Raw genomic sequence first — 13,158 nt, 5'->3', positions numbered from 1 at the left:
CGTATCAACGCGGCTTGGCGGCGCCGACCACCCACATCGAGAAGTACTGCGACCCACCGCCGTAGGCGTGGCCGAGGGCGACGCGGGCGCCGTCCACCTGGTAGTCCCCGGCGCGGCCCATGACCTGCTTCGCGGCTTCGGAGAAGCGAAGCATGCCGGACGCGCCGATCGGGTTGGACGAGAGCACCCCGCCGGAGGGGTTGACCGGCAGCTGCCCGCCGATCGCCGTCTCACCCGCCTCGGTGACCTTCCAGCCCTCACCTTCGGCCGCGAACCCGAGGTTCTCCAGCCACATCGGCTCGAACCAGGAGAACGGCACGTAGATCTCGGCGACGTCCACTTCGGACAGCGGATCCTTGATCCCCGCTTCGGCCCACAGCGCGGCCGCGGCGTCGCGGCCCGCCTGCGGGTTGACCTGGTCACGGCCGGCGAACGTGGTCGGCTCGGTGCGCATCGCCGTCGCGTGGATCCAGGCCGCGCCACCCTCGACGGCGTCCCCGGCGGCTTCGTCGCCGAGCACCATCGCGCACGCGCCGTCGGACGACGGGCACGTCTCGTCGTAGCGGATCGGGTCCCACAGCATCTGCGACGCCTGCACGGATTCGACGGTGATGTCCGCCTGCCGCAGGTGCGCGTACGGGTTGAGCGCGCCGTTGCGCCGGTCCTTCGCCGCGACGATCGCGCCGATGTGCTCGGGCGCGCCGGACCGGCGGATGTAGGAGCGCACGTGCGGCGCGAAGTAGCCGCCCGCGCCGGCGCCGACCGGCATCTGGAACGGCGGCAGGATGGACAGGCCCCACATCGCGTTCGACTCGGACTGCTTCTCGTAAGCCACCGTGAGCACCCGGCGGTGCACGCCGGACTGCACCAGCGAAGCCGCGACCAGCGCCGTCGACCCGCCGACCGAACCCGCGGTGTGCACCCGCAGCAACGGTTTCCCGTTGGCGCCGAGCGCGTCGGCCAGGAACAGCTCGGGCATCATCACACCCTCGAACAGGTCGGGCGCCTTGCCGAGCACCACGGCGTCGATGTCCGCCCACTCGACCTGGGCGTCGGCCATCGCGCGGTCGATCGCCTCGCGCAGCAGGCCCGGCATCGAGACGTCGGTGCGCTTGGCGCGGTGGTGCGTCTGGCCGGTGCCGAGCACGGCCGTGAGCTGCTTGGTCATCGTGCCTCCAGCACGGCCACGAGGTTCTGTTGCAGGGCGGGGCCGCTCGTCGCGTGCGCCACGGCCTTGCGGGATTCGCCCCGGTGGATGCGGGCCGCCGCCTCGCCGATGCGGGCGAGCCCGGCGGAGAACATCGGGTTCGCGGCCAGCGCGCCGCCGGACGGGTTGATCTTCACGTGCTCTCCCAGCCCGAGCGCGCTGCGCAGGATCAGCTCCTGGTGCGTGAACGGCGCGTGCAGCTCGGCGAGGTCGACGCCGTCGAGGTCGAGGGCCTTCGCCGCGATCTCGGTCGACGGCGAGCGGGTCAGGTCGCGGGCGCCGAGCACGGGGGAGTCGACGCGGTGCTCGATCCCGGTGAGCACCGCGGGGTGCTCGACGATGTCCCGGGCGCGTTCCACCGTGGACAGGATGACCACGGCGGCGCCGTCGGTGATCGGTGCGATGTCGTGCCTGCGCAACGGGTCGGCGAAGTACGGCGTGTCGAGCAGTTCGCTGACGTCCTTTTCGGTGCCGCGGGCGGCGACCTCGGCGAGGTCCTTTTCGGACCAGAGCCCGGCTTCCAGGCCCATTCGCGCCTGGATCCCGGCGATCGAGACTGAATCCGGCCACAGCGGCGTGACGACGTACGGGTCGAGCTGCAGGGCGAGCACCCGGCGCAGCTCGCCGGCGCTGGACTTGCCGAAGCCGTAGACGAGCGCGGTCTCGACCTCGCCCATCTTGATCTTCAGCCACGCCTCGTACAGCGCCCAGGCGGCGTCCATCTCGACGTGCGACTCGTGGATCGGCGGGAACGCGCCGATCGCGTCGACCGCGGCGATGAACGAGAAGGCGCGCCCGGCGAGGTAGTCCGACGAGCCGGAGCACCAGAACCCGATGTCCTTTTTGGACAGTCCAGTCTTCTCGAAGACCTCGGCGAAGATCGGGACGAGCATCTCCACGCCGTTGGTGGTGCCCGGGGTCTCGCGGACGTTCGGGGCCTGCGCGAACCCGGCGATCGCGACGTCTGGCATCAGGACCTCACAGGTGGTGGGCGAAGGTTTCGTAGGCCGCGTCCGGTTCCCCGGTCGGCTCGAAGTGGCTGATGTTCTCCAGCGACGTCCACCACTCGTCGCGGGGCTTCCAGGCCGCGCGCACGCGCATGCCCATCTTGACGTCCTTCGCGTCGCAGCCGAGGACGAGGTGGAGGAAGGCGATGTCGGCGCCGTCGAGCAGGATGTACGCGGCGACGTACGGCGGCTTGAGCCGCTGGCCGAGGAACGGGACGTTGACGATGCAGAACGTCGTGACGATGCCGGTGTCGGCCAGCTCGACCTCGTCCGTGGTCGGCACGCCGTCGGTCGGGCAGGCGCCACGCGGCGGGATGTAGACCTTCCGGCAGGCGGGGCAGCGCTGGCCGATGAGCTTGCCTTCGGCGAGTCCGCGCAGGTAGCGGCTCTCCTCCGGCGACGCGGAGTGCTGGTAACGCAGGTGGACCGGCGTGATGACCACGCTGACCGGCGCGCCCTCTTCGCGGTCGGCGACCGGGGGAGCGGGCTCGGTCGGCGTGGTGTCCTCGGCGCCCACGGGGAGGAAGTACGCGATGTCGCGGATGTGCCCGACGGCGTCCTCGGCCCAGCGGACGCGGACCCGCTGTCCACTGTGGATGTTCTCGGGCGAGCCGGCGTCCACGGCGTGCAGCATCGCGGTGTCGGCGCCGTCGAGCCGGACCAGCGCCCAGGCGAACGGGCGGCTCAGCGGCTGGCCGTCGAGCGGGGCCGCGCACCACGACCAGGAGACGACCGTGCCCTCGGTGGCGACCGGCACGAACTCGGTGAGCTGCTCGGCCGTCACCGGGTCGTACTCGACCGGCGGGACGTGCACCCGCCCGTCGCTGCCGCGGATGCCTTCGATGCGGTGCTCGCGCAGCGCGTTGACGAACCGGCCCAGCACCGGGCCCGTCGAGCGGGTGTAGTCGAAGCCGACGTTGAGGGGTGCCGCCAGTGGTGTCTCGGTCACGCCCATGAGTGAAACACGTTCTCGATTCTGCGGCAAGATTCGCCGCCGGGTGGTTGCTCGCATGTGGAACGAGTTCTAGATTTGGGTGATGACGAAGACGCTCGGCCTGTGGAACATCGCCGCCGAAGAGCCGGAGAAGACGGCTGTCGTCGACCCGGTCGGCCGGGTCGTCTCCTACGGCGAGCTGACCGCGAAGGCCAACAAGTACGCGCGCGGGCTCCAGGAGCTCGGGCTCGGAGCCGGCGACGTCGTCGTGCTGCTCCAGCCGAACGGCGACGAGCTGCTCGCGGCCTACTTCGCGGCGATCCAGACCGGGCTGTACGTCGTGGTGGTCAACTGGCACCTGATCGGCCCCGAGGTCGCCTACATCATCGGCGACAGCGGCGCGAAGGCGTTCCTCGCGCACGAGCGCTTCGCCGACGTCGCGATCGCTGCCGCCGACGAAGCGGGGTTGCCTGCTTCGGCGCGCTTCGCGGTCGGCGACGTTCCGGGGTTCCACCGGATCGAGGAGCTGGGGGCCGGCGAAGGTGACGGACGTCCGCCGCGGCGGACGGCGGGCTCGCCGATGCTGTACACGTCCGGCACGACCGGTCGGCCGAAGGGCGTGCGGCGGCCGTTGACCGGCGCCGACCCGGACGAGGTCCCGGTCGCCTCGACGTGGTTCTTCGGCATCTTCGGCCTGGAGCCGCGCGACGGGCACGTGCACCTGTGCGGGTCGCCGCTCTACCACACGGCGGTGCTCAACTTCGTCGTGATTTCCTTGCAGCTGGGGCACTCCGCGGTGCTGATGGACCGGTGGGACGCGGCGGAGATGCTCACGCTGATCGAGCGGCACCGCGTGACGCACAGCCATATGGTTCCGACGCAGTTCCGGCGCTTGCTGGCGCTGCCTTCCGGCGTCCGATCGCGGCACGACCTGAGCTCGCTGCGGGTGATGATCCACGGCGCGGCACCCTGTCCGCCGGAGGTCAAGCGACGGATGCTGGCGTGGTGGGGCCCGGTCGTCACGGAGTACTACGCGGCGACCGAGGGCGGCGGCACGGTGATCACGGGGGAGGACTGGCTGCGCAAGCCGGGCTCGGTCGGGCGGCCGTGGCCGGGCTCGACGATCAAGGTCCTGGACGACACCGGGGCCGAGCTCCCGCCGGACTCGATCGGCACGGCGTACCTGCAGATGGGAGCTTCGGAGTTCTCGTACCACAAGGACCCGGCGAAGACGGCCGCCGCGCGGGTCGGGTCCCTGTTCACCCTCGGCGACGTCGGGCACCTCGACGCGGACGGGTACCTGTACCTGCACGACCGCAAGGCGGACCTGATCATTTCGGGCGGGGTCAACATCTACCCGGCGGAGATCGAGGGTGAGCTGGTGATGCATCCGGCGGTCGGCGACGTGGCAGTGTTCGGTGTGCCGCACGAGGACTGGGGTGAGGAGATCAAGGCCGTCGTGCAGCCTGCGCCCGGCGTCGCGCCTTCGTCCGACCTGACCGCGGAACTGCTGGAGTACGCGGCGACGCGGCTGGCGAAGTTCAAGCTGCCGAGGTCGATCGACTACCTGGCGGAGCTGCCGCGGGACCCGAACGGGAAGCTGTACAAGCGCCACCTGCGGGAGAAGTACGTGGTGTGAGTCAGCCCGTTCGCTGCCGGATGAGCGTCGCGACGCCGTCGAGGATCCGGTCCAGGCCGAACGTGTAGTCGAGCTGCCGGTCCTCCTCCGCGGTGTCCGCCGGGTAGCGGAGCTGCCGCGGGACCCGAACGGGAAGCTGTACAAGCGCCACCTGCGGGAGAAGTACGTGGTGTGAGTCAGCCGGTTCGCCGCTCGATGAGCGTGGCGACGCCGTCGAGGATCCGGTCCAGGCCGAACGTGTAGTCGAGCTGCCGGTCCTCCTCCGCGGTGTCCGCCGGGTAGTCGAACGCGCCCGCGTCGATCGCCGTGCGCAGCGCCGGAAACCGTTGTGCGTCGGCAAGATCGCCGAGCAGGGTGCTGTAGGCGGCGACCGACTCGCCCGACGCGGCCGCCCCGAGTTCGGTGCTCAGCCGGGCGGTGGTGAGCAGGTAGTTGGCGACCAGCAGGACCGCACCGACCTTGTCGCTTTCGGTGAGCCCGGTCCCGCGCAGCGCGCGCAGGGCACGGTCGGTCCAGGTCAGCTGGTTGGGCGTGACCGGCGGCCCGGTGATGGGCAGGTGCACCACCCAGGAATGCGCGCGCAGCATCACCCACTGCGCCCGGCACCAGCGCTCGAGGCCGAGCCGCCAGTCGTCGCCGGGCTGGTCGAGCTCGGCGGGCACGGCCGCGACCGAGTCCAGCATCAGCAGCAGCACGTCGTTCTTGCTCTTCACGTGCCGGTAGAGCGACATCGTGGTGAAGCCCAGCCGCTCGGCGATCCGGGCCATGGACACCGCGCCGAGCCCTTCGGTGTCGGCCAGTTCCACGGCCGCGCGCACGATGGCCGGCACGCTCAACCCCGGCCTGGGTTCTTGCTCGTCGTCGCGTCCCCAGAGCAGGTCCAGTCCGGCCGGCAGCTTGTCGGTCATCGTCCTCGTATCCGTTCGAGAGGCTTGCCTTCCCGTCTAGTATATGCCATAAACTGCTGTGTATGACATACACAGCCCTGATCATCGGCGGCGGGATCGCCGGCGCGTCGAGTGCGATCGCCCTGCACAAGGCCGGGATCCGATCGGTCGTCCACGAGGCGTACGACCGGACGGCGGACAACGCAGGTGTCTACCTGACGCTCGCGGTGAACGCCCTCGACGCCCTGCGCGCGGTGGACGTGGACGTCCGCGGGCTCGGCTTCGACACCCCGCGGATCACGATCAGCAGCGGGTCCGGCCGGAAGCTCGGCGAGCTGCCCTACGGCGCGGCCCTGGCGGACGGCACGGTGAGCCGGACGGTCAAGCGGGCCGACCTCTACCGCACCCTGCGCGAGCAGGCCGTCCGGTGCGGCGTGCCCATCGAGTACGGCAAGCGGCTGGTGGCCGCGGAAAGCACCGCCGACGGTGTGCGAGCCCGGTTCGCCGACGGCACGACGGCCGAAGGCGACCTGCTGATCGGCGCGGACGGCCTGCGCTCGCGCACCCGCGAAATCATCACCCCCGGTGCGCCCGGCGCGCGATACACCGGGCTGCTCAACACCGGTGGTTACGCACGCGGCGTCACGGCCGGTGAGCCGGGCATGATGCACGCGATCTTCGGCCGCCGCTCCTTCTTCGCCCACACCGCGCACCCCAACGGCGAAGTCTGGTGGGTGGCGAACCCGGCGAGCGCCACCGAACCCACGCCGGCCGAACTGGCCGCGATCAGCCCGGAGCAGTGGCGGTCTCGGCTGATCGAGTTGTTCCGGCGGGACCGCGGGCCCGCCGTGGACATCATCGCGGCGACCGAAGAGATCTTCGCGGGCTGGAACACCTACGACGTCCCCACTGTGCCGCGGTGGCACCGCGGCCGGATGATCGTCATCGGGGACGCCGCCCACGCCACCGCCCCGTCGATCGGGCAGGGCGCGGCGATGGCCATCGAAGACACCGTCGTGCTGGCCCGGTGCCTGCGGGACGGCTCGGGCGTCGAGGCCGCGTTCACCGCCTACGAACGGCTGCGTCGCGAACGGGTGGAACGCGTCGTCGAGCAGGGCAACCGGACCGGTGGCTGGAAGGCGCTCGGCCCGCTGGCCCGGGTGCCGCGCGACGTCGTCATGAGCCTGGCGATGAAGCGCATGGCCCGCACCGGCGCCGACCCGAGTCGGTGGATCTACGAACACCACATCGAGTGGGAGGAGACGGTCCGGAGCTGATCGTCAGCGGCCGCGGAACTCCGGCTTCCGCTTCTCCGAGAAGGCCCGCGGCCCCTCCTTCGCGTCCTCCGACGCAAAAACCTCGATCCCGTACTGCGAATCCAGCTTGAAGGCTTCCTCTTCGTGGAGCCCCTCGGTGTCCCGGATCGTCCGGAGGATCGCCCGCACGGCCAGCGGGCCGTTGGCGTTCACCAGCGAAGCCAGCTCCAGCGCGCGGGTGAGCGCCTGGCCGTCCGGGACGACGTGCCCGATCAAACCGATGGCGAGGGCCTCGTCGGCGGTCAGGTGGCGGCCGGTCAGCAGGATGTCCGCCGCGATCGTGTACGGGATCTGGCGGGGCAGGCGCACCGCCGAACCGCCCATCGGGAACAGTCCCCACCGGGCCTCCGAGACCCCGAAGCGTGCGCTCGAACCCGCGACGCGGATGTCCGTTCCCTGCAGGATCTCGGTGCCGCCGGCGATCGCCGGGCCCTCGACCGCCGCGATCAACGGCTTTGTCAGGCGGCGGCCTTTCAGCAGGCCGGGGATGTTGGCCGGGTCGAACTTGCCTTCGTCGAACGACTTCGCGGGCGAGTTCCGGGACATCGACTTCAGGTCCGCGCCCGCGCAGAACGCGCCGCCCGCGCCGGTCAGGATGCAGCTGCGGATCGAGTTGTCGGAATCCACCCGGTCCCAGGCGTCGACCATGATCGACATCATCTCGCCGGTGATCGCGTTGCGCGCCTCGGGCCGGTTCATCGTGACGATGAGCGTCGGCCCGTCCTGCGAAACCAGCGCGTGCGGTTCACCCACGGAAACCTCCTGGAGAAGCAGTGTCATCGGAGCAGTGCCATTGCCCAGAACGATAACATGTTCTACTTTGAGGACGTGGCACTCAACATCGCGGATCTTCTGGAGCACGCCGTCGACGCCGTGCCGGAGCGCGTCGCGGTCGTGTGCGGCGACCGGCGAGTCACCTTCGCCGAACTGGAGGCGCGGGCCAACCGGCTCGCCCACCACCTCGCCGCGCACGGCGTGGGACGCGGATCCCACATCGGGGTCTACTCCCGCAACTCGATCGAGGCCCTCGAGGCGATGATCGCCGCGTACAAGCTGCGCGCGATCGCCGTCAACGTCAACTACCGGTACGTGCACGGCGAGCTCGTCTACCTCTTCAACGACGCCGATCTCGTTGCGCTCGTGCACGAGAGAAGTTATGCCGACAAGGTCGCCGCGGCGCTGCCCGAGGCGCCGAAACTGGAACACGTTGTCGTGATCGACGACGGCAGTGACGGCGACTACGGGAGCTACGGCGGCGTCGACTACGAGGCCGCACTGGAGGCTCAGTCGCCCGAGCGCGACTTCGCCGAGCGGAGCAACGACGACCTCTACATCCTCTACACCGGCGGCACCACGGGTTACCCCAAGGGAGTGCTCTGGCGCCACGAAGACATCTGGCGCGCGCTCGGCGGCGGGATCAACTTCGTCACCGGCGAGTACGTCCCCGACGAATGGACGCTCGCCGAGCAGGGCAAGGCCGGCAGCCTGACCCGCCTGCCGGCCGCGCCGCTGATCCACGGCGCCGCGCAGTGGGCCGCGTTCGGCGCGCTGTTCACCGGCAGCCCGGTGGTCTTCGTGCCGCGGTTCGACGCGCACGAGGTGTGGAAAGCCGTGCAGGACAACAAGGTCCAGGTCCTCACGATCGTCGGCGACGCGATGGCGCGCCCGCTCATCGAGGCCTTCCGTGAAGGCGACTACGACGCTTCGTCGCTCGTTGCGGTGTCGAGCCACGCCGCGCTGTTCTCGCAGTCGGTCAAGCAGGAGTTCGTCGAGCTCGTGCCGAACGCCGTGATCACCGACGCGATCGGCGCGTCGGAAAGCGGCTTCACCGGGATCGGCATGGTGGCCAAGGGATCCGACCACAGCGCCGGCCCCCGGGTGAACTTCGGCAAGGACGCCATCCTGCTCGACGACGACGGGCACCTCGTCGAGAAGAAGCCCGGCGCGGTCGGGCTGATCGGCCGCCGCGGGCACGTCCCGCTCGGCTACTACGGCGATCCCGAGAAGAGCAAGAAGATCTTCGTCGACCTCGAAGGCGTCCGCTACGTCGTCCCGGGTGATTACGCCCGTTACGAAGAGGACGGCACGGTCACGCTGCTCGGCCGCGGCTCCCAGTGTGTCAACACCGGCGGCGAGAAGGTCTACCCCGAAGAGGTCGAAGGGGCGCTGAAGTCGCACCCCGACGTCTTCGACGCGCTGGTCATCGGCGTGCCGGACGACCGGCTGGGCCAACGCGTCGCCGCCGTCGTCCAGCTGCGCGCGGGCGCCGGCACCGACCTCGCCGGCCTCGACGCGCACGTCCGCGGCGAGATCGCCGGGTACAAGGTGCCGCGCACGGTCTGGCTGGCCGACGAGATCGGCCGCTCGCCCAGCGGCAAACCGGACTACCCGTGGGCCCAGCGCTACGCGGCCGAGCACGAGCCGGCCACGGCCCAGCCCGTCTGAGGAGGACACCCCAAGTGCGGACACCGCTCTGCGACCGGCTCGGCATCGACCTGCCGATCATCGGGTTCACCCCGTCGGAGCACGTCGCCGCGGCGCTCAGCCGCGCCGGCGGGCTCGGTGTGCTCGGCTGCGTCCGGTTCAACGACGCCGCCGAGCTCGACCGGGTGCTCACCTGGATGGACGAGAACACCGGCGGCAAGCCCTACGGCGTCGACATCGTGATGCCGGCGAAGATCCCCGCCGAGGGCACCCAGGTCGACCTCTCGAAGCACATCCCGGAGGGCCACCGCGCCTTCGTCGACCGGGTGCTGCGCGACCTCGCGGTGCCGCCGCTGCCGGACGACACCGACGAACGCGCGGGCGTGCTCGGCTGGCTGCACTCGGTCGCCCGGTCGCACGTCGAGGTGGCGCTCAACCACCCGATCAAGCTGATCGCCAACGCCCTCGGCTCCCCGCCGGCGGACGTCATCGGCCAGTGCCACGACCGCGGGGTGCCGGTGGCGGCGCTGGCCGGCAAGGCCGAGCACGCGGTCCGGCACGTCGAGAACGGCGTCGACTTCGTGGTCGCGCAGGGGTACGAAGCCGGTGGGCACACCGGCGAGATCGCGTCCATGGTGCTGGTGCCGGAGATCGTCGACGCCGTCGACGTGCCGGTGCTCGCCGCCGGCGGGATCGGCTCCGGCCGCCAGGTCGCCGCGGCGCTCGCGCTCGGCGCGTCCGGCGTCTGGATGGGCTCGATGTGGCTCGCCACCGAGGAGTACCTGCAGACCATGGGCGAGTCGGTGGCGATGCAGCAGGCGCTGGTCGGCGCGACGTCGTCGGACACCGTGCGGACGCGGATCTACACCGGCAAGCCGGCGCGGCTGCTGAAGACGCGGTGGACCGAGGCGTGGGCCGCGGCCGACGCGCCCGAGCCGTTGCCGATGCCGTTGCAGAACCTGCTGGTTTCCCACGCCCACAACCGGATCCACGCGGCGAATGACCCGAGCGTGGTGTCGATGCCGGTCGGGCAGATCGTCGGCCGGATGAACCAGGTCCGCCCGGTCGCCGACGTCGTCGCCGAACTCGTCGCCGGCTACGAAGAAGCACTGTCCCGCCTGGACAAGACCCGCTGAAAAGCCGTTAAGGCCACCTTACGAGCGTCAGACGCCCGTAAGGTGGCCTTGACGGCATGGGGAGAACTAGAGCGAGGAGGCGGCCGCGGCGATCTTCGACGCGAACGTGCTCACCTCGGTGTAGACGCCGGGCGCGTGCGGCCGGGCGCAGCCGTCACCCCAGCTGACGATGCCGACCTGGATCCAGGCGTTGTTGTTGTCCCGGCGGAACATCGGGCCGCCGGAGTCACCCTGGCAGGTGTCGACGCCGCCGGCGCTCAGGTTGCCGGCGCAGATCTCGGCGCTCGGGATCAGGTCGGGGTAGCTGCCGCCCTGGGCCTGGCAGGTGCTGTCGGACACGAACGGCACGGTCGCCTTCAGCAGGTACCGCTGCTGCGCGCCGCCCTCGGTCGCCGCACCCCAGCCGGCCACGGTGAACGTGCCGGTGTTGTACGTCGAGGTCGTCGCGATCGGCAGCGTCGAGAGGCCGGTGACCGGGCTCGCGAGCTTGATCAGCGCCCAGTCGCCACCGGTCGAGGTGCCGTAGGTGGGCGACTGGTAGACGTAGGTCGACTTGATCTTCTTGGCGCTCGTGCTCTGCAGGTCGACCACGCCGACGGTCGCCGTGATCGACGTGTTCGAACCGGTCCGGCTGACGCAGTGCGCGGCCGTCAGCACGATCTGGTTGGTGTACAGCGCGCCGCCGCAGCCCATCGACAGCCGCACCATGAACGGGAACTCGCCCTGGGCGGCCCGGGTCCCGCCGACGACGTCGGTGGACGGCGGCTGGGCCGCGGTGGCGATCGCCGGGGTGGCCAGCGACGCGGCCGCGGCGACCGCGGCCACGGCGGTGGTGACGTTTCTGAGCAGGGTGAACCAGCGCTTGGGAGCCAAGGGGATCAGTCCTTCCAGTGTCCACAGTGGAAGCCGTTGCCGTCAGCGGCCCCATGACTACACCAGGTGCTCACAACCGGGACAACCAACTTTCTTCGGATGTTTCGGGCGGTTGGGTGATTTCTCACCGGCGGAGGCGTCGAACGCCGTGGGCCGAAGGGCCCGGTAACCGGACTCCGGGTTCCGGACCGCGGTGGCGAGCCCGGCCTGTTCGTCCCGGAATTCACCGACCTTTCCCCGGGCGTAAACCTGCCGATTTCCTGGTGAATCCCGTCCGGGAATCGGCGCCGGGCGCAACCGGGTGATCCTCCGGGTGACAGCCGTGTTACGCGCCACAGCGAACCACGGCGCTGCGGGAACCGAATAGGGTCGATTCCGTGCCTGCCCCCTTACGCCATTCCCGCCTGTCCGCCGACGGTCCCGTCCTCGACGGGATTCCCGAGCACGGCCGTGTGCCGCGGTACTACGCGGTCAAGGTGGAACTGCTGGCGGTGATCGCGGAACTCGGCGAAGGGGCGGTGCTGCCCACGGAACGGGAGCTGTGCGAGCGCTTCGAGGTGTCGAGGGCGACCGTGCGGCAGGCGGTCGGGGAACTGGTGCTCGAGGGCAAGCTCAGCCGCCGCCAGGGGAGCGGCACCTACGTCGCGGGGCCCAAGCTCATCCAGCCGCTGGCCCTGGTCAGCTACACCGAAGGGCTGCGCCGCCAGGGCATCCGGCCGGGCCGGAACGTGATCACGCTGGAGCGGCGGGTGGCCGGCAGCGCGCTGGCCGCCGACCTGCAGGTGACGTCGGACGCCGAAGTGATCCACATCGAGCGGGTGCTGCTCGCCGACGAGGAGCGCGTGGGCCTGGAGTCGACATATCTCCTGGCCGAGCGGTTCCCGACCCTGATGGAGGTGTTCAACCCCGAGCAGTCGCTCTACGCGTGCCTGACCGAGAAGCTCGGCGTGGTGTTCGACGGCGCCGAGGAGCGGGTCGAGACCGTGCTCGCGACCCCGCGCGAAGCCCTCCTGATCGGGACCAACCCGGCCCTGCCCATGCTGCTCATGCACCGCATTTCGTGGGGCCCGGACGGCGCGCCGTTCGAGCGCGTGCGTTCGCTCTACCGCGGTGACCGGCTCAGCTTCATGACCCGCCTGGGCCGCGCCGACTGACTGTCACGTTTTCCCGGGCGTCTTCGTTCCTCCCGCACCTGACCGAATGGGAGGACGAGATGAACACCGCGTTGTGGGCCGGACAGGTCCTGCTGGCCGCGATCTTCGCCCTGTCGGGCGCGCTGAAGTCGACGATGTCGCGGCAGCGGATGCTCGAAACCGGGCAGACGGGCGCGGCGGCCTATCCGCTGCCCGTGGTCCGGTTCACCGCGATCTGCGAGCTCTTCGCCGTGCTGGGCCTGATCCTGCCGGTGCTCCTGGGCATCGCGCCGGCGCTCACCGGCTGGGCGGCGGCCGGGCTGGCCGTGGTGATGGTGGGGGCGATGGTGATGCACGGGCGGCTGGCGGTCGGGCAGCACAAACCGGCCGAGTGGCGGAACGTCGGGATCAACACGCTGATCCTCGCGGTCTGCGTGTTCGTCGCCGTCGGACGGCTTTGACGGTCTCGCTCGCCGAGGCGCGATGCACCCAATGTGGCGTTCGGTGCGTCAGACGCACCCAACGCCGCATTGGGTGCGTCACTGTCGCCGCCAAGCCCTCGCGACAGCCGCGAAGATAAGCCGATCCGGCCGCCGGACGTG

General features: G+C 70.5%; 13 protein-coding genes. 6 read left to right on the top strand and 7 right to left on the bottom strand.

The window, feature by feature from the left end; all coding sequences use genetic code 11:
• Positions 1-4: 4 nt before the first annotated feature.
• Genes ACIA5G_RS17585 through ACIA5G_RS17575 form a run of 3 tightly spaced genes read right to left on the bottom strand, consistent with a single transcriptional unit; the run spans position 5 to position 3,169 of the window.
• Positions 5-1,168, bottom strand: coding sequence for a thiolase domain-containing protein (locus ACIA5G_RS17585; RefSeq protein WP_395924191.1), 1,164 nt, complete (start codon positions 1,166-1,168; stop codon positions 5-7).
• Entirely contained in the window at positions 1,165-2,178 is a 1,014-nt protein-coding gene (locus ACIA5G_RS17580) for a thiolase domain-containing protein (RefSeq protein ID WP_395924189.1), read from the bottom strand. Before ACIA5G_RS17580 ends, ACIA5G_RS17585 begins: the two co-directional genes overlap by 4 nt.
• Positions 2,179-2,185: 7 nt before the next feature.
• A complete protein-coding gene (locus ACIA5G_RS17575) occupies positions 2,186-3,169 on the bottom strand; it encodes a Zn-ribbon domain-containing OB-fold protein (protein WP_395924187.1) in 984 nt (327 codons plus the stop codon).
• An 82-nt stretch (positions 3,170-3,251) separates the two neighbouring features.
• On the opposite strand from ACIA5G_RS17575, the gene ACIA5G_RS17570 reads away from it, so the two are divergent.
• Positions 3,252-4,787 carry an acyl-CoA synthetase gene (locus tag ACIA5G_RS17570; protein ID WP_395924185.1) on the top strand — a complete coding sequence of 512 codons (1,536 nt, stop codon included), beginning with the start codon at positions 3,252-3,254 and terminating at the stop codon, positions 4,785-4,787.
• A gap of 1 nt (position 4,788) precedes the next feature.
• Here ACIA5G_RS17570 and ACIA5G_RS17565 read toward each other — a convergent pair whose 3' ends face one another.
• Together ACIA5G_RS17565 and ACIA5G_RS17560 are read right to left on the bottom strand one after the other, a co-directional pair.
• Positions 4,789-4,938, bottom strand: coding sequence for a hypothetical protein (locus tag ACIA5G_RS17565; protein WP_395924183.1), 150 nt, complete (start codon positions 4,936-4,938; stop codon positions 4,789-4,791).
• Positions 4,939-4,963: 25 nt separating this feature from the next.
• Positions 4,964-5,695: a TetR/AcrR family transcriptional regulator gene (locus ACIA5G_RS17560; RefSeq protein WP_395924181.1), complete on the bottom strand. Its 732-nt coding sequence runs from the start codon at positions 5,693-5,695 to the stop codon at positions 4,964-4,966.
• A 62-nt stretch (positions 5,696-5,757) separates the two neighbouring features.
• Between ACIA5G_RS17560 and ACIA5G_RS17555 the strand changes: the two genes are divergently transcribed.
• Complete coding sequence (locus ACIA5G_RS17555) at positions 5,758-6,951, top strand: FAD-dependent monooxygenase (RefSeq protein WP_395924179.1); 1,194 nt, start codon at positions 5,758-5,760, stop codon at positions 6,949-6,951.
• Between the two features lie 3 nt (positions 6,952-6,954).
• On the opposite strand, the gene ACIA5G_RS17550 is transcribed toward ACIA5G_RS17555, so the two are convergent.
• Positions 6,955-7,743 (bottom strand): crotonase/enoyl-CoA hydratase family protein, encoded by a 789-nt coding sequence (locus ACIA5G_RS17550; RefSeq protein ID WP_395924177.1) that lies wholly within the window; start codon positions 7,741-7,743, stop codon positions 6,955-6,957.
• A gap of 75 nt (positions 7,744-7,818) precedes the next feature.
• On the opposite strand from ACIA5G_RS17550, the gene ACIA5G_RS17545 reads away from it, so the two are divergent.
• On the top strand, positions 7,819-9,435 hold the full coding sequence (locus ACIA5G_RS17545) for an acyl-CoA synthetase (protein WP_395924175.1): 1,617 nt from the start codon (positions 7,819-7,821) through the stop codon (positions 9,433-9,435).
• 14 nt (positions 9,436-9,449) lie between these two features.
• Complete coding sequence (locus tag ACIA5G_RS17540) at positions 9,450-10,550, top strand: NAD(P)H-dependent flavin oxidoreductase (RefSeq protein WP_395924173.1); 1,101 nt, start codon at positions 9,450-9,452, stop codon at positions 10,548-10,550.
• Positions 10,551-10,616: 66 nt separating this feature from the next.
• Here the strand turns inward: ACIA5G_RS17540 and ACIA5G_RS17535 are convergent, their stop codons facing one another.
• The gene (locus ACIA5G_RS17535; protein WP_395924171.1) at positions 10,617-11,423 is read right to left on the bottom strand and encodes a S1 family peptidase; all 807 of its coding nucleotides are present in this window, start codon (positions 11,421-11,423) and stop codon (positions 10,617-10,619) included.
• Between the two features lie 377 nt (positions 11,424-11,800).
• On the opposite strand from ACIA5G_RS17535, the gene ACIA5G_RS17530 reads away from it, so the two are divergent.
• Both ACIA5G_RS17530 and ACIA5G_RS17525 read left to right on the top strand, forming a co-directional pair.
• On the top strand, positions 11,801-12,577 hold the full coding sequence (locus tag ACIA5G_RS17530; protein WP_395924169.1) for a GntR family transcriptional regulator: 777 nt from the start codon (positions 11,801-11,803) through the stop codon (positions 12,575-12,577).
• 59 nt (positions 12,578-12,636) lie between these two features.
• Positions 12,637-13,017: a DoxX family protein gene (locus ACIA5G_RS17525; protein ID WP_395924167.1), complete on the top strand. Its 381-nt coding sequence runs from the start codon at positions 12,637-12,639 to the stop codon at positions 13,015-13,017.
• The last annotated feature ends 141 nt before the right edge of the window (positions 13,018-13,158 follow it).

The sequence above is a fragment of the Amycolatopsis sp. NPDC051758 genome (assembly GCF_044453095.1).
Lineage (GTDB): Bacteria > Actinomycetota > Actinomycetes > Mycobacteriales > Pseudonocardiaceae > Amycolatopsis.
This window is presented reverse-complemented; position numbering and strand designations above follow the sequence as displayed.

Coding starts and splice junctions, on each gene's coding strand:
- ACIA5G_RS17585 (WP_395924191.1), bottom strand. CDS start 1,168: ATGACCAAGCAGCTCACGGCCGTGCTCGGCACCGGCCAGACGCACCAC.
- ACIA5G_RS17580 (WP_395924189.1), bottom strand. CDS start 2,178: ATGCCAGACGTCGCGATCGCCGGGTTCGCGCAGGCCCCGAACGTCCGC.
- ACIA5G_RS17575 (WP_395924187.1), bottom strand. CDS start 3,169: ATGGGCGTGACCGAGACACCACTGGCGGCACCCCTCAACGTCGGCTTC.
- ACIA5G_RS17570 (WP_395924185.1), top strand. CDS start 3,252: ATGACGAAGACGCTCGGCCTGTGGAACATCGCCGCCGAAGAGCCGGAG.
- ACIA5G_RS17560 (WP_395924181.1), bottom strand. CDS start 5,695: ATGACCGACAAGCTGCCGGCCGGACTGGACCTGCTCTGGGGACGCGAC.
- ACIA5G_RS17555 (WP_395924179.1), top strand. CDS start 5,758: ATGACATACACAGCCCTGATCATCGGCGGCGGGATCGCCGGCGCGTCG.
- ACIA5G_RS17525 (WP_395924167.1), top strand. CDS start 12,637: ATGAACACCGCGTTGTGGGCCGGACAGGTCCTGCTGGCCGCGATCTTC.